The sequence below is a fragment of the Rathayibacter sp. AY1E2 genome, from assembly GCF_002932325.1.
GTDB lineage: Bacteria > Actinomycetota > Actinomycetes > Actinomycetales > Microbacteriaceae > Rathayibacter.
On the sequence record NZ_PSVO01000009.1, the window covers coordinates 27,444 to 42,968 of the forward strand.

The window sequence follows — 15,525 nt, forward strand, 5'->3', positions numbered from 1 at the left end:
ACGCTACAGGGTGGCGGAGGCGCCCTCGTCCGCACCCGGGGCGGGCTCCCCGTCGCCGTCCGCGTCGTCCCCGTCGGTCTCCGCCAGCGACCCGTCGGGCACCGCCGCGCCGCGCACGGGGACCCGCGCCGGATCGAGCTCGCGGCCCAGGCGGACGAAGGCGGCGACGTCCAGCTCCTCGCCGCGCGCGGTCTGCGGGACGCCGGCCCGCTCGAGCGCGACGATCGCCGCGGCGCTGTCGCCGAAGAGGGTCGCGAGCGACTGGCGGAGCATCTTCCTCCGCTGCGCGAACGCCGCGTCGACGACCGCGAAGACGGCGCGGCGCAGGGTCTCGTCGCCCGGCTCCTCGCCGCGGTCGAACGCGACGAGCACGCTGTCGACGTTCGGCACCGGCCAGAAGATCTGACGCGAGACCGCGCCGCCCGTCGTCCAGGAGCCGAACCACGCCGCCTTGACGCTCGGGCCGCCGTAGACCTTGGAGCCGGGACCGGCGGCGAGCCGGTGCCCGACCTCGGACTGCACCATCACCACTCCGGACCGGATGCTGGCGAAGTGCTCGAGGAAGTGCAGGAGCACCGGCACCGAGATGTTGTACGGGAGGTTGGCGACGAGCCGGACCGGCTCCCCCGGCAGGTCGAGCACCTTCATCGCGTCGGCGTGCACGACCGCGAGATCGGCGCCCGGCGCCATCAGCTCGACGGTGCGCGGCAGCTGCTCGGCGAGGCGCCCGTCGATCTCGACGGCCACGACCTGCGCGCCCGCCTCGAGCAGGCCGAGGGTCAGCGATCCGAGGCCGGGGCCGATCTCGACGACGGTCTCCCCCGGGCGCACCCGAGCGAGCTTGACGATGCGGCGGACCGTGTTGGCGTCGTGCACGAAGTTCTGGCCGAGCTTCTTGGTCGGCGTGACGTCGAGCAGGCCGGCGAGGTCGCGGATCTCGGCCGGGCCGAGCAGGCGCGGGATCGCGGCGGCCGTCGGCTCGGCGGCGTGGCGGCCGCTCATGCGAGGGGTCCGACCGGCTCCGTCGGCTCGGAGCCGACCTCGCCGCCCCACTCGCCGTACACGGCCTCCGTGTTCGAGGCGATCGTCGCGGCCAGGTGGCCGACGTCGGTCTCGAGGGTCGCGGCCATCGAGCGCAGGGTGTGCGGGAGGAGGTAGGGCGCGTTCGGGCGGCCGCGGAAGGGCGACGGAGTGAGGTACGGCGCGTCGGTCTCGACCAGGATGAGGTGCCGCGGGGTCGCGACGAGCGCCTCCCGCAGCGGCTCGGCGTTCTTGAACGTCACGGTGCCGGCGAAGGAGAGGTACCAGCCCTCGTCCGTGCACATCCGCGCCATCTCCGCGTCCCCGGAGAAGCAGTGGAAGACGGTGCGCTCGGGGGCGCCGACGCGGCGCAGGGTGTCGATGACCTCGCGGTGCGCGTCGCGGTCGTGGATCTGCAGCGCGAGGTCGTGCTCCTTCGCGATGCGGATGTGCTCCTCGAAGGAGCGGAACTGCGCGGCGCGGCCGCTCTCGCCGGTGCGGAAGAAGTCGAGCCCGGTCTCGCCGATGGCGCGCACCCGCGGCTGCTCCGCCAGCTCGGCGATCACGGCGAGGGCGGCGTCGAGCTCGCCGCGCTGCTCCAGCTCGGGCGCCTCGTTGGGGTGGATCGCGACGGCGGCCAGCATGCGCGGCTCGCTCGCCGCCTGCTCGGCCGACCAGCGGCTCGTCTCGACGTCCGTGCCGACCTGGACGACGCCGCGGACCCCGACGGTGGAGGCCCGGTCGAGCTGCTCGCGGTGGTCGAGCGGCTCGAGGCCGTCGGCGATCTCGAGGTGCGTGTGGTTGTCGTAGACGGGGACGACGAGCGCCTCGGGCAGCGGCGGGTACGTCAGGTCGCGGCCGGACGAGGCCTCGCGGGAGCGGACGTGCTGGCTGTCGGTCATGCGCTCCAGGCTACCGGGAGGGCTCGCGCGGACCGGAGTCCCGGGTGGACGAGGGCCGAGAGGCGGCCGCTGAGGCGCCCTGAGCGGATCGGGTCAGCACCCGATCGGATCGGGACAGCCCGCCTCCCGCGCCGCCGGGAGGCTGGAGCCATGACAGACACCGAGCTCCTCGCCCCTTCCGCACCCGGCTCCCTCGCCGGGCGCCACGCCCTCGTCACCGGATCCTCGAGCGGGATCGGCGCGGCCATCGCCCGCCGGCTCGCCGGGGCCGGCGCTCACGTCCTCGTGCACGGACGCGACCCCGAGCGGGTCGGGTCCGTCGTCCGCGGCATCCGCGCCGTCGGGGGCACCGCCTCCGCGCTCGTCGCCGACCTCGCGGGCACGCCGGAGGAGACCCGCGCCGTCGCCGCCCGGGCGCTGACCCTCCTCGACGGGCGGATCGACGTCCTCGTCAACAACGCCGGAGTGTTCCCGGTGGGGCCGACCGCCGACCTCAGCGACGCCGACGTCGAGTCCCTCCTCACCACGAACATCCGCGTGCCGCACCAGCTCGTCGCGGCGATCGCCCCGGCCATGGCCGAGCGCGGGAGCGGAGTGGTCGTCAACATCACCTCGTGGATGGGACGGGTGGGAACGCCCGGGACCGCGCTCTACCCCGCGACCAAGGCGGCGCTGGAGCACCTCACGCGGGCGTGGGCGGCCGAGTACGGCCCGAGCGGCGTGCGCGTGGTCGCCGTCGCGCCCGGCAACGAGCACGCCGCGGCGATCCTGGAGCAGATGACCGCGTCCGCCCCCGCCGGCCGGCCCGGACGTCCGGACGAGATCGCCCTGGCCGTGCGCTGGCTCGTCTCGGACGAGGCCTCGTACGTCCACGGCACGACGCTCGACGTCGACGGAGGGATCGTCGGCGCCCGCGTCTGATGCCGCGTCACGCGCCGCTCGGAGTCCCCGCGACAGCGCCCGCCGCTCAGTGGATCTGGACGAGCGGCCCGGGGTGGAGCGCGGCGTCGGCCGCGGGGGTCGTCTCGTAGGCGCGGCGGTAGTCGCGCCCGAAGTGCGACGCGCTCGCGTAGCCGACCGCGGCCGCGGCCTGCGCGGCGGTGTCGCCCCGGACCAGGAGCAGTCTCCTGGCCTCCCCCAGGCGGAGCCGCCGCAGGTAGCCCAGCGGCGACATCCCGGTCAGCTCGCGGAAGCGGCGGGTGAGCGTGGGCACGCTGGTGCCCGCCTCCGCGGCGAGCGCGCCGAGGGTCCAGCCGCGCGAGAGCGACGCGCTCATCGCCTCGACCGCACGGGAGACGGCCTCCGAGCGGACGGTGATGGACGCGGCGAGCAGCCGGGGCGCCTGGTCCGTCTGCAGCAGCCGCAGCACGAGCTCGCGCGTGATCGCGGGGGCCAGCACCGGGATGTCGGCGGGGGCGTCGAGCAGACGGAAGAGTCGGCGCAGCGAGTCGGCCATCTCCTCCGTGACCGTGCCGATCCGCGGGGCGGGAGCCCGCGGGGCCGTCCGGGGGGCGAGCGCCGCGATCTCGGCCACCACGAGCGGGTCGAGATGCCAGTTGGCCGACAGGAAGTCGCCGCGGTCGCCGGTCTCCACGACGGCCGCCACCACCGGCAGGTCGACGGGGGTGATCAGGAAGCGGCCGGCGCCCCACCGCTCGTCGGAGTCGCCGACCACAGAGCGCTTCCGGCCGGCCAGCACCAGGCTGAGGGTCGGCGGGAACCGGGTGTAGACGAGCTCGGTCGGAGCGGTCACCCGGTGCAGGCGCAGGGCGAGCGCGGCGGCGCGCTCGGGGTGCCCGACGTGGCGCCGGGTGAGCTCGGCCGCCTGCCCGAGAGCGTCGAGGACCTCGCGCGCCATCAGCGCCCCGCCGTCCACGGAGCGAAGGGCCGCTCGCACCCGGCCCCCCGCGGTCGGATCGCGGTCATCGGGCACTCTCCTGCGGATCCTCCGTCGGCGACTCCGCACCGCTCGGCTGCTCGGTCCACAATTCGAGGCGCGGCCGTCAGGACGCGGGAGCCTCGATGCGCGGGAAGAGCGCGGCGAGCGTGCCGACGGTGGTGCCGACGGGGAGGACTCCCCACCGGCCCGCCTCGCGGATCGGCTGGGCGGTGAGGGCGCCCAGCGACTCCGTCACGCCGAGCGCCTCCCAGAGGGACGCCGTCGCGCGCGGCACGACCGGCGAGAGCAGCACGGCCAGGGCGCGGAGCCCCTCCGTCGCGGTGTAGAGCACCGTGCCGAGGCGCTCCCGCTCCTCGCGCTTGGCCAGTGCCCACGGCTCCTGCTCGGTGATGTAGCCGTTGAGCTCCTCGACGATGCTCCACACGGCGGTGATCGCGTCGTGGATCGCGAGCGCGTCGATCGACCGGTCGGCCGACGCTGCGGCCTCGGCGACGGTGCGCTGCACTCGCTCCTCCGCCTCGGTCGGCTCGCCCGGCGCGGGCACGACGCCGTCGTAGTAGCGGTGCAGCATCGCGACGACCCGCGAGGCGAGGTTGCCGAAGCCGTTCGCGAGCTCGGACTGGTAGCGCGCCGACAGGTCCTCCCACGAGAACGAGCCGTCCTGGCCGAAGGTGATGGCCCGGAGGAAGTAGTAGCGGAAGGCGTCGGAGCCGAAGGTGTCGGTGATCTGCTCGGGCGCGATGCCGGTGAGCTTCGACTTCGACATCTTCTCGCCGCCGACCAGCAGCCAGCCGTGGCCGAACACCTGCCGGGGGACCTCGAGGCCCGCGGCCATGAGCATGGCGGGCCAGATCACCGCGTGGAACCGCAGGATGTCCTTGCCGACGATGTGGGTCGCCGGCCAGCGGCGCTCGAACTCCGCCTCGTCCTGGCCGTAGCCGACCGCGGTGATGTAGTTGAGCAGCGCGTCGAACCAGACGTAGACCACGTGCGAGTCGTCCCACGGGACCTTCACGCCCCAGTCGAAGCTGGAGCGCGAGATCGACAGGTCGGCCAGGCCCTGGCGGACGAAGCTGACGACCTCGTTGCGCGCCGACTCGGGCTGGACGAAGTCGGGCCGCTCCTCGTAGAGCGCGAGCAGCCGCTCGGTGTACTCGCTCATCTTGAAGAAGTAGTTCTTCTCCTTCAGCAGCTCGACCGGCTTCGAGTGGATCTTGCAGACGTACTGGCCGTCGTAGTCGCCGGTGCCCTCCTCGAGGTCGGACAGCTGCTTGTACTCCTCGCAGCCCACGCAGTAGTAGCCCTCGTACTCGCCGGTGTAGATCGCGTCCTCGTCGTACAGCTTCTGCAGGAACTTCTGGACGTTGACCTCGTGCCGCGCGTCCGTGGTGCGGATGAAGTCGTCGTTGGCGATGTCGATGGTCTCGAGCAGCGGCTGCCAGGCGGTCCTCACGAGGCGGTCGGCCCACTCCTGGGGGGTCGTGCCGTTGGCGGTGGCGGTGCGGAGGATCTTCTGGCCGTGCTCGTCGGTGCCGGTCAGCAGCCAGGTGTCGTCGCCCGCCTGGCGGTGCCAGCGGGTGAGCACGTCGGCGGCGACCTCGGTGTACGCGTGCCCGATGTGCGGGACGTCGTTCACGTAGAAGATCGGGGTCGTGAGGTAGAAGGAGGCGCCGTCGGACATGGCGACCATCCTATTCACCGTGCGGCACCGCTCCCGGCGTGTGACGGACGCTGTGGACGACCGGCCGCGGTCGCCGCCGGGGAGGGAGCCCTCAGCCGCGGCGGGAGGCGAGCGCCGCCTCGTAGAGCGCGCGGCGGGAGAGCCCGGTGATCTCGGCGACCTCGGCCGACGCCTCCTTGAGCCGCGATCCGGCCTCGACGCGGGCCAGCACGTCGGCCAGCGCGTCCTCCAGCGACGCCTCCCGCGCGGGGGCTCCCTCGACGACCAGGCAGATCTCGCCGCGCAGGCCGTCGGCCGCCCACTCGGCCAGCTCGGCCGCCGTGCCGCGCCGGACCTCCTCGAACATCTTGGTGAGCTCGCGGCAGACGACGACGCGCCGCTCCGGGCCCATCGCCTCGACCAGGTCGGCGAGCGCGTCGCCGATCCGGTGCGGGGACTCGAAGAAGACCATGGTGCGCCGCTCGTCGACGAGCGCCCGGAAGGTCGAGACCCGCTCGCCGTGCCGGCGGGGCAGGAACCCCTCGAAGCTGAAGCGATCCGTCGGGAGCCCGGACACGGCGAGCGCCATGAGCACCGCCGAGGGACCGGGCAGCGCGGTGACCGCGACTCCCGCCGCCACCGCCGCCTCGACCAGGTGGTAGCCCGGGTCCGAGACCGTGGGCATGCCAGCATCGCTCAGCACGAGCAGGTCCTCCTCGCGGGCCAGCTCCACCAGCTCGGCGGCGCGCTCGCGCTCGTTGTGGTCGTGCAGGGCGTAGAGGGCGGGCCGGTTCTCGACGCCCAGGGCGCGCATCAGCTGGATGGTCACGCGCGTGTCCTCGGCGGCGACGTGGCGGGCGGAGCCCAGCGCCTCCACGAGCCGGCGGGAGGCGTCGCCGAGGTTTCCGATGGGAGTGCCGGCGAGGATGATCATGCCGCCAGTCTCCCAGGCCGGGTCCGGGGCCTCCCGCCGCGGATCGCCGCCGTCCCGGGAGGAGGCGCCCCGTTAGCATGGCCGGGTGACGGACCGACCGCAGCGCGACTTCGACGACCTGCTCCTGGACGCGGCGGGATCGGCGCGCTCGGTCCCGGTGGAGCCCGCCGAGGCGTCCGCCCCGCGCGAGCGCACCCCGCTCCCGGACGTGCCGCGCGGCTCCTGGTTCGACGACCTGCACACCCGGCTCGTCGCCTCCCCCGCGCGCCGCCGGCTGTACGAGCTCGGACTGCCGCTGCTGGTGGTCGCCCTGGCCGCGGTGCTGCGGCTGTGGAACCTCGGCCACCCGCGCTCGCTCGTGTTCGACGAGACCTTCTACGTGAAGGACGCCTGGACCCTCTGGAACCTCGGGTTCGAGGGCGCCTGGCCCGAGAACCCGGACCCAGGCTTCGCGGCCGGCGACGTGGACACCTTCACGGGGGCGCCGTCCTTCGTGGTGCATCCGCCGCTGGGCAAATGGATCATCGGGCTCGGGATGGGCGTGTTCGGCGCGGACGACAGCGTCGGCTGGCGCGTCGCGACCGCCGTCGTGGGGATCCTCGCCGTCGCGCTGGTGATCGTGATCGGCCGCCTCCTGTTCCGCTCCACCCTCCTCTCCTCCTTCGCGGGGCTGATGCTCGCGCTCGACGGCCACGCGATCGTGATGTCGCGGGTGTCGCTCCTGGACGGGATCCTGATGTTCGTCGCGCTCTGCGGGGTCGCGGCGGTGCTGCTGGACCGGCGCTGGGCCGACCTGCAGCTGGCGCGGAAGGTGGCGGCGGGAGCGCTGCCGAGCTGGGGGCCGGTCCTGTGGTGGCGGCCCTGGCTGCTCGCGGCCGGCGTGCTCTTCGGCCTGGCCGCGGGCGTGAAGTGGACGGGCGTCTACTTCCTCGCGGCGTACGGCGTGTACGCGGTGGTCGTCGACGCGCTGATGCGGCGCCGCGCGGGCGTGCCGTTCTGGGGCAGCGGCGCGATCCTCAAGCAGGGTCCGGTCACCTTCCTCCTGGTCGTGCCGATCGCCCTGATCGCCTACCTCGTCACCTGGACGGGCTGGCTGCGCACCTCCGGCGGATGGGCCCGGCAGTGGGCGTCGGAGGCCCCCGGCAACGCCTGGACCGGGGCTCTGGCGTGGGTGCCGGACTGGGCGCAGAGCCTCTGGCACTACCACGTGCAGATGTACGACTACTCGATCAACCTGCGGGCCTCGCACCCCTACGAGGCGAACCCGCTCACCTGGCTGCTCATGCTCCGGCCGACCAGCATGTACTTCGTCGACCAGGCGACGGGCGTCGACGGCTGCACCGCCGCACGCTGCGACGAGGCGATCACCTCGGTCGCCAATCCGCTCATCTGGTACGCCGGAGTCCTGGCGCTGGTGTACCTCCTCTACCGGCTCGCGCGGTACCGGGAGTGGCGCACCGGCTTCGTGCTGATGGGGATCGTCGCGGGCTACCTGCCGTGGCTGCTCTACCTCGACCGCACGGTGTTCCAGTTCTACTGCGTCGTCTTCGAGCCCTACATGATGCTGGCGCTGGCGCTGACGGCCGGGATCGTGATCGGGAGTCCGGGCGACGAGCGGAGGCGGCGCACCCGGGGCGTCCTCGTGGTGCTCGTCTTCGCGGTGGCGGCGGCGGCGCTGACGGCCTACTTCCTGCCGCTCTGGATCGGCGCGCAGACCTCCTTCGCCTTCTGGCAGGCCCACATGTGGCTGCCCTCGTGGGTCTGATCCGGCGGCTGGGCCCGGGCGTCGCGGCCTGCGCCGTCGCGGCGATGATCGCGGCCCTGCTGCACGCGACGGTGCCGGCAGTGCCGATGCTGACCGCGGCGGTCGCGCTCGGGATCCTCGTGGCGCAGCTGCCCGCGGCGCGCCCCCTGCTGAGCGGGGCGCTGGCGCCGGGCCTGAAGTTCTCGTCCCGCTCGCTGATGCGCACCGGCATCGTCCTGCTCGGACTGAAGCTCTCGCTGATCGACATCGCTGCGCTGGGCTGGGGCGCGATCCTGGTCGTCGTCGCGATCGTCCTGACCACCTTCGGCCTGACCTGGGCGCTGGGCCGGGCGCTCCGGCTGCCCGGGCAGGAGCCGCTGCTGCTCGCGGCCGGCTTCTCGATCTGCGGCGCCTCGGCGATCGGCGCGATGGCCGGCGCGACCCGGGCGAAGGAGCAGGAGCAGGCGACGCCGGTCGCGCTGGTGACGCTCTGCGGCACGCTCGCGATCGCGGTGCTCCCCGCCCTGCAGCAGCCGCTCGGGCTCTCCGACGTGCAGTTCGGGCACTGGGTCGGCGCCTCGGTGCACGACGTGGGCCAGGTCGTGGCGACGGCCCAGGTGGCGGGAGCGTCGGCGCTGGCCGTGGCGGTCGTGGTGAAGCTCACCCGAGTGGTCATGCTGGCGCCGATGGTCGCGGTGGCGGCGGCGGTCACGAGGCGCGGCGGCGGGACCGGCGGGACGCGCCCGGCGATCGTGCCGCTGTTCGTGGTCGGGTTCCTCGCCGCGGTGCTGCTGCGCACGCTCCTCCCCCTGCCGGAGGGACTGCTCGCCGCCGCCGACACCGCGCAGACCTGGCTCCTCGCCGCGGCGCTCTTCGCGCTCGGCAGTGCCGTCCGGGTGCGCGCGCTCGTGACGACGGGGTGGCGCGCGCTGCTCGTCGCCCTGGTGTCGTGGGCGGCGATCGCGGCGATGGGACTGGCCGCGGTGCAGCTGGCGCTCTGATCGGCGCTCCGATCCGCTCGACCGCTCTGTCGCGCACGGTCGATCTGCTCCGCGCGGCCGCTCTGTTACGCGATGCGTCGCTCCGGCGCGGCGGTGTCGGCGGCTCCCGCTAGCGTCGATCGCATGGCAGATCGTGAGTACGGCTTCAAGACGCGTGCGATCCACGCGGGCAACATCCCCGACGCGGTGACGGGCGCCCGCGCTCTGCCGATCTACCAGACCAGCGCCTTCGTCTTCGACGACACCTCCGACGCCGCGGCCCGCTTCGCGCTGCAGAAGTACGGCAACGTCTACTCGCGCCTGTCGAACCCCACGGTCGCCTCCTTCGAGGAGCGCGTCGCGAGCCTCGAGGGCGGCCTCGGCGCCGTCGCCACGGCCTCCGGGCTCTCGGCGCAGTTCATCACCTTCGCGGCGCTCGTCGGCGCGGGCGACCACGTGGTGTCCTCCGCCAACCTCTACGGCGGATCGATCACCCAGCTCGACGTCACGCTCCGCCGCTTCGGAGTGGACACCACCTTCGTCCGCTCGAGCGACCCGGCCGACTACGCGGCGGCGATCACCGAGAAGACCAAGGTGCTCTACGCCGAGACGATCGCGAACCCCTCCGGCGAGATCGCCGACATCGAGGGCCTCGCCGCGGTCGCGCACGCCGCCGGCATCCCGCTGATCATCGACTCCACGGTCGCCACGCCCTACCTCGTCCGCCCGATCGAGTGGGGCGCCGACATCGTCATCCACTCGGCCACCAAGTTCCTCGGCGGACACGGCACCACGCTCGGCGGCGTCGTCGTCGAGTCGGGGCGCTTCCACTACTCCCCCGAGAAGTTCCCGCTGCTGCACGACCCGGTCGCCTCCTACGGAGACCTGTCGTGGGACGGCAACTTCGGGGAGTACGGCTTCCTCACGCGCCTGCGCGCGGAGCAGCTGCGCGACATCGGGCCGGTCCTCGCTCCGCACTCCGCGTTCCTGCTCGCCCAGGGCGTCGAGACGCTGCCGTACCGGATCCAGGCGCACGTCGACAACGCGCGCCGCGTCGCCGAATGGCTCGACGCCGACCCCCGCATCGAGGCGGTCTACTGGGCCGGGCTGCCCGCGCACCCGCACCACGACCGCGCGCAGAAGTACCTGCCGAAGGGACCGGGCTCGGTCTTCAGCTTCGTGGTCAAGGGCGGCCGCGCCGTCGGCCAGACCTTCATCGAATCGGTCGACCTCGCCAGCCACCTCGCCAACATCGGCGACGCGAAGACGCTGGTGATCCACCCCGCCTCGACCACCCACGCCCAGCTCACCGAGGACCAGCTCCTCCACGCGGGCGTCCTCCCCGGACTCGTCCGCCTCTCCGTCGGCATCGAGGACGCGGACGACATCATCTACGATCTCGACCAGGCGCTCGCCCGCGCGGTCGTGGAGCACGGCACCCCCGACGCTCCGACCGAGCTCCCCGAGGACACGACCACCACCCTGCACACCCCGGCCGTGGAGGTCTGAGCATGAGCACCACCGACACCGCCGACACGGTCGTCCAGCTGTCCAACGGGCTGAGCTGCTCGGTCCCGGCGAACTCGCCGCTGGCGAAGATGCTGCGCTCGCAGCGCACCTGGGTGGGCCCCGACGCCCGCAGGCGACTCGACATCCTCCGCCGCGCGAGGACCGTGGCGATCGTCGGCGCCTCGCCGAACCCGGCCCGCTCCTCCTACTTCGTCGCCACCTACCTGCAGCAGTCGAGCGACTACGAGCTCTACTTCGTGAACCCGAACGCCACCGAGATCCTGGGGCAGCCGGTCTACCGCAGCCTCGCCGAGCTCCCGGTCGTGCCCGACATCGTGGACGTGTTCCGCAAGGCGAGCGACATCCCCGCCGTGATCGACGACGTCCTCGCCGTCGGCGCGCCCACGGTCTGGGTGCAGCTGGGGATCTGGAACCAGGAGGCGGCCGAGTACGGCGAGTCGAAGGGCCTGACCGTCGTGATGGACCGCTGCATCAAGGTCGAGCACGCCCGCTTCCACGGCGGCCTGCACCTGCTCGGCTTCGACACCGGCCAGATCTCGGCGCGCAAGACGCTGCGCTGACCCGCCGCAGACCCTCGTCGACGCCGGATCTCCGTGGCTCCTCGTCGCGGGCGCGGCTCGGGCGGCGCACTCCGCCGGCCCCGGCGTAGTCTCGGTGGATGAGCGCCTACGTCTCCGTCCTCGACCTGTTCAGCGTGGGGATCGGCCCGTCCAGCTCGCACACCGTCGGGCCGATGCGCGCCGCCCTCGCCCTCGCCGAGCGGATCCGCGACGCCGGGCTCCTCGGCCGTGTGAGCCGGGTGGGCTGCACCCTCTACGGCTCGCTCGGCTCCACCGGGATCGGCCACGGCACCCCCGACGCGGTGGTCGCCGGTCTCGCCGGCCTGGACCCCGAGACGTGCGACCCGGCGCTGGTGCGCGGGGCCTGGCAGCGCCTCGACGCGGAGGGGACGATCCTCCTGGCCGGCGAGCAGCGCCTCGCGATGACGCGCGACGACGTCGTCTTCGAGCCGCGCACGAGGCTGCCGGAGCACCCGAACGCCCTCACCTTCAGCGTCTGGGTCGGAGACGACCCGCTGCCGGTGTGGGAGGAGACCTACTACTCGATCGGCGGCGGCTTCATCCGGCGCGCGGGCGAGCGCGCCGAGCTGGCTGCGCTGGCCCCGCACCCCTACCCCTTCGTCTCCGGGCTCGACCTGCTGGCGACCTGCGATCGGACCCGCTCCGGCATCGCCGAGATCGCCGCCGCGAACGAGCGCGCTCTGCACCCCGGGGTCGACATCGACGCCCGGCTCGACGCGATCTGGGATGCCATGGCCGCCTGCGTCGAGCACGGCCTGGCGTCCGACGGCGTGCTGCCGGGCGGCCTGGGCGTCCGCCGCCGCGCCTCGGTGCTGCGCGAGCGGCTCGAGGCCTTCGAGGAGGATCCGCTCGACCGCGCCCGCGCGACCTCGGTGGAGTGGCTCCACGCCTTCGCCCTCGCGGTGAACGAGGAGAACGCCGCAGGCGGGCGCGTCGTGACGGCTCCGACGAACGGAGCGGCGGGCATCATCCCCGCCGTCGGGCACTACTACCTCCGCTTCGTCCCGGGCGCCGACCGCGCGGGGCTGCGACGCTTCCTCCTCACCGCCACCGCGATCGGCTCGCTCTGCAAGACGAACGCCTCGATCTCCGGTGCGGAGGCGGGCTGCCAGGGCGAGGTCGGCTCGGCCTGCGCGATGGCCGCCGGAGCGCTCTGCGCGGTGCTCGGCGGCAGTCCGCGCCAGGTCGAGAACGCGGCCGAGATCGCGATGGAGCACCACCTCGGACTGACCTGCGACCCGGTCGGCGGCCTCGTGCAGATCCCGTGCATCGAGCGGAACGCGATCGCCTCCTCCACCGCGGTGAGCGCAGCCCGCCTCGCGCTGCACGGCGACGGCGACCACCGCGTCTCGCTCGACGCGGTCATCGAGACGATGCGCCAGACCGGCATCGACATGTCGTCGAAGTACAAGGAGACGAGCGAGGGCGGCCTCGCGGTCAACGTCATCGAGTGCTGAGCGCCCGTGGCGTCCGTGACCGTGCGTGACGCGCGGGGACGCACATGTCGGCGGTCGCGCCTAGCGTGGGGCGGGTGAGCACCTCCTCCGTCCCGTACCTCGCCCGGCCGATCGTCTCGACCCAGTGGCTCGCCGACCAGCTCGGCCGCGAGCACCTCGTCGTCGTCGACGCCAGCGTGCTGCTCGTGCCCGGCTTCGACGGGCGGCCCGGCTACCTCAGCGGCGACGAGCAGTACCTCCTCGAGGGGCATGTCCCCGGCGCCGTGTTCGGCGACCTGCTCGAGCAGCTGTCGGATCCGGCGGCTCCCCTGCCCTTCACCCGGCTCGACCCGGAGCGCTTCGCCGCCGCGACCGCCGCGCTCGGCATCGACGACGACTCGGTGGTCGTCGTGTACGACTCCGCGGTCGGCCAGTGGGCCTCGCGCGTGTGGTGGCTGCTGCGCTCGGCCGGGCACGACGCCGTCGCGGTGCTCGACGGCGGGCTCCCTGCCTGGCGGCGGGAGGAGCGCCCGATCGAGACGGGGCACGTCGAGCCCGCGGTGAGCGGAGGCATCAGCGTGCGCGAGGAGCGGCCGCTCTGGATCGACAAGGCCGGCGTCGAGAGCGTCGTGCGCGGCGAGGCTCCCGGGGCGCTGGTCTGCGCGGTCCCGCCGAAGGAGTTCACCGGGGAGGAGGGGCGCCGACCCCGCCTCGGACACCTGCCGGGCTCGCGGAGCGTCCCCGCCGGGCGGCTCGTCGACCGGGCCGACAACACGCTCCTGCCGCCGGAGCGGCTGCGGTCGCTGTTCGGAGACGCTCTCCAGGCCGAGCGGATCGTCCTCTACTGCGGCGGCGGGATCGCCGCGACGGCCGATGCGCTCGCCCTGGCGGTGCTCGGAGTCCACACGGCGGTCGTCTACGACGGCTCGCTCAACGAGTGGGCCGTCGACCCCGAGGCGCCGCTGGTGGTCACGGCCGCGTGAGCAGCTCCTCCGGGAGGCGGGTCGTCGGCAGGGCGCAGACGAAGGCCTCGCAGGAGTAGGCGGTCGGCAGCCCCTCCCGCGAGATCCGCCCCTCGAACAGCTCGAAGCCCGCGTCCGCCCAGTCCCGGGCGCCCTCGTCGGACACGCCGACCAGCACGCCGATCCCGGCGGACCGTGCGCCCTGCACCGCCTCCGCCGCTCCGGGGCCCACGACGACCAGCTGCCGCACCGGGCGAGCCAGCCGCGAAGCGAGCCCGAGCACGGCGCCGAAGCCCATCGGCCGGCGGACCGCGCCCGGAGCGATCGAGGCGACGACCGCCTCGGCCGCCTCCCGGTAGCGCTGCGATCCGGTGAGCAGGTACAGCTCGTGCGCCGCGTCCGCCGTCGCCGACAGGCCGGAGGGGTAGGCGCCCTCGGAGGGATCGGCCGCGAGCAGGAGTCCCCGCGCGGTCAGCGCCGGGTCTCCTCCCCCGGGCAGCGCGAACGGCAGCGGGCCGTCGGCCGCGTCGAGCGCGCCGTCGATCAGGGTGCGCGCCGCGACCGCGTAGCGCGGGCGGCCCTCCGCCAGGGCGAGCTCGAGGAGCCCGCCGGCCAGCATCCCGAGGTCCTCCAGCGCCGGGCGGGCCGCCGAGACGGCACCGTCGAGGGAGGCGCGCACCGCGACGCGGCCGTCGACGAGGTGCCGCTGCAGCACCGCGTCCGCCGCGCGCCGGGCGGCGTCGATCCACTCCTCCCGTCCGAGCACGCGTCCGGCGCGGGCGAGCGCGCGGATCGCCAGGCCGTTCCAGCCGGTGACGACCTTCTCGTCGAGAGCGGGAGGCGCGAGGCGGGACCGGTCCTCGGCGAGGTAGTAGCCGCCCTCCGAGCGCTGGCCGTCGACGATGCTCTCCGAGTCCTGCGCCGATGCGAAGCCGCCGCCCGGCCGCTCGAGAGTGGTCAGGAGGAACGCGGCGACGCCCTCCGCGATCCCGGTCAGCTCCTCCACCCGGGCGCCGTCGTGCCCGAGCAGGACGGCCGCGACGTCGAGCAGCTGCGCGTTGTCGTACAGCATCCGCTCGTAGTGCGGATCGCTCCAGTCGGCCTGCGTCGCGTAGCGGAAGAAGCCCCCGTCGCGGTCGCGGAGCGGGGACGCGGCCAGCGCGAGCAGCGTGCGCTCGGCGAGCGCCGCTCCCGAGGGCCGCGAGGCCAGGAACCCGAGCACGGGGGCCACCGGGAACTTCGGGGCGCCGCCGAAACCGCCGTGCACCCGGTCCTCCTCGTCCTCGAGTGCGCGGACGGCGCCGTCGAGCTCGGCGTCGCCGGGCAGCGCGGAGTCGGCGGGCAGCGCCGCGGTCGCCTCGCGCAGGGCCGCGGCCAGGCCGCCCGCCGTCGCCTGCACCTCGTCGCGCCGCAGCCGCCACGCCTCCGAGACCGCGTCGAGGACGTCCGAGAAGGCGGGCACGCCGCCGACGGCGCGCGGCGGGAAGTAGGTGCCGGCGAAGAAGGTCTCGCCGGCGGGGGTGGCGAAGGCCGTCAGCGGCCAGCCGAGCTGTCGGGTGAACGCGCTCGCGGCCGTCAGGTAGGCCGTGTCGACGTCCGGGTGCTCCTCGCGGTCGACCTTCACCGCGACGAAGTCCGCGTTCAGCCGCGCGGCGAGCACCGGATCCGAGAACGACTCCCGCGCCATCACGTGGCACCAGTGGCAGGTGGAGTAGCCGATCGACACCATCACCGGGACGTCGCGGCGCACCGCCTCGGCGAACGCCTCCTCGCCCCAGGGGAACCAGTCGACCGGATTGTCCGCGTGCGAGCGGAGGTAGGGGCTGACACTGGAGCGCAGACGATCGGCCATGCGCTCCACGCTAGACGCGGGCGG

General features: G+C 74.0%; 13 protein-coding genes. 7 read left to right on the forward strand and 6 right to left on the reverse strand.

The window, feature by feature from the left end:
- Window positions 1-3: 3 nt before the first annotated feature.
- The gene (gene rsmA / locus C5C49_RS08670) at window positions 4-1,002 is read right to left on the reverse strand and encodes a 16S rRNA (adenine(1518)-N(6)/adenine(1519)-N(6))-dimethyltransferase RsmA (RefSeq protein ID WP_181073461.1); all 999 of its coding nucleotides are present in this window, start codon (window positions 1,000-1,002) and stop codon (window positions 4-6) included.
- Window positions 999-1,922, reverse strand: coding sequence for a TatD family hydrolase (locus C5C49_RS08675; protein WP_104276383.1), 924 nt, complete (start codon window positions 1,920-1,922; stop codon window positions 999-1,001). The genes rsmA and C5C49_RS08675 overlap by 4 nt, the downstream gene beginning before the upstream one ends.
- Before the next feature lie 150 nt (window positions 1,923-2,072).
- On the opposite strand from C5C49_RS08675, the gene C5C49_RS08680 reads away from it, so the two are divergent.
- A complete protein-coding gene (locus C5C49_RS08680) occupies window positions 2,073-2,843 on the forward strand; it encodes an SDR family NAD(P)-dependent oxidoreductase (RefSeq protein WP_104345956.1) in 771 nt (256 codons plus the stop codon).
- Window positions 2,844-2,889: 46 nt separating this feature from the next.
- Here C5C49_RS08680 and C5C49_RS08685 read toward each other — a convergent pair whose 3' ends face one another.
- The 3 genes from C5C49_RS08685 to rsmI form a co-directional block, all read right to left on the reverse strand.
- On the reverse strand, window positions 2,890-3,855 hold the full coding sequence (locus C5C49_RS08685; RefSeq protein WP_258068421.1) for an AraC family transcriptional regulator: 966 nt from the start codon (window positions 3,853-3,855) through the stop codon (window positions 2,890-2,892).
- A 70-nt stretch (window positions 3,856-3,925) separates the two neighbouring features.
- Window positions 3,926-5,503: a methionine--tRNA ligase gene (gene metG, locus C5C49_RS08690; protein ID WP_104345957.1), complete on the reverse strand. Its 1,578-nt coding sequence runs from the start codon at window positions 5,501-5,503 to the stop codon at window positions 3,926-3,928.
- Window positions 5,504-5,594: 91 nt separating this feature from the next.
- Window positions 5,595-6,416 carry a 16S rRNA (cytidine(1402)-2'-O)-methyltransferase gene (rsmI, locus tag C5C49_RS08695; protein WP_104226923.1) on the reverse strand — a complete coding sequence of 274 codons (822 nt, stop codon included), beginning with the start codon at window positions 6,414-6,416 and terminating at the stop codon, window positions 5,595-5,597.
- 85 nt (window positions 6,417-6,501) lie between these two features.
- Between rsmI and C5C49_RS08705 the strand changes: the two genes are divergently transcribed.
- The 6 genes from C5C49_RS08705 (at window position 6,502) to C5C49_RS08730 (ending at window position 13,670) form a co-directional block, all read left to right on the forward strand.
- The gene (locus C5C49_RS08705) at window positions 6,502-8,181 is read left to right on the forward strand and encodes a dolichyl-phosphate-mannose--protein mannosyltransferase (RefSeq protein ID WP_258068422.1); all 1,680 of its coding nucleotides are present in this window, start codon (window positions 6,502-6,504) and stop codon (window positions 8,179-8,181) included.
- Entirely contained in the window at window positions 8,172-9,161 is a 990-nt protein-coding gene (locus tag C5C49_RS08710; protein WP_258068423.1) for a YeiH family protein, read from the forward strand. The genes C5C49_RS08705 and C5C49_RS08710 overlap by 10 nt, the downstream gene beginning before the upstream one ends.
- Window positions 9,162-9,284: 123 nt before the next feature.
- Window positions 9,285-10,649 (forward strand): O-acetylhomoserine aminocarboxypropyltransferase/cysteine synthase family protein, encoded by a 1,365-nt coding sequence (locus tag C5C49_RS08715; RefSeq protein WP_104345958.1) that lies wholly within the window; start codon window positions 9,285-9,287, stop codon window positions 10,647-10,649.
- Window positions 10,650-10,651: 2 nt separating this feature from the next.
- Window positions 10,652-11,230, forward strand: coding sequence for a CoA-binding protein (locus C5C49_RS08720; RefSeq protein ID WP_104233696.1), 579 nt, complete (start codon window positions 10,652-10,654; stop codon window positions 11,228-11,230).
- Between the two features lie 98 nt (window positions 11,231-11,328).
- Window positions 11,329-12,708, forward strand: a complete 1,380-nt coding sequence (locus C5C49_RS08725) for an L-serine ammonia-lyase (protein WP_104345959.1) — start codon at window positions 11,329-11,331, stop codon at window positions 12,706-12,708.
- Between the two features lie 74 nt (window positions 12,709-12,782).
- Window positions 12,783-13,670, forward strand: coding sequence for a sulfurtransferase (locus C5C49_RS08730; protein WP_181135743.1), 888 nt, complete (start codon window positions 12,783-12,785; stop codon window positions 13,668-13,670).
- Here C5C49_RS08730 and C5C49_RS08735 read toward each other — a convergent pair.
- On the reverse strand, window positions 13,657-15,501 hold the full coding sequence (locus C5C49_RS08735) for a thioredoxin domain-containing protein (RefSeq protein WP_104345961.1): 1,845 nt from the start codon (window positions 15,499-15,501) through the stop codon (window positions 13,657-13,659). The two genes, C5C49_RS08730 and C5C49_RS08735, sit on opposite strands and share 14 nt — an antisense overlap.
- Between the last annotated feature and the right edge of the window lie 24 nt (window positions 15,502-15,525).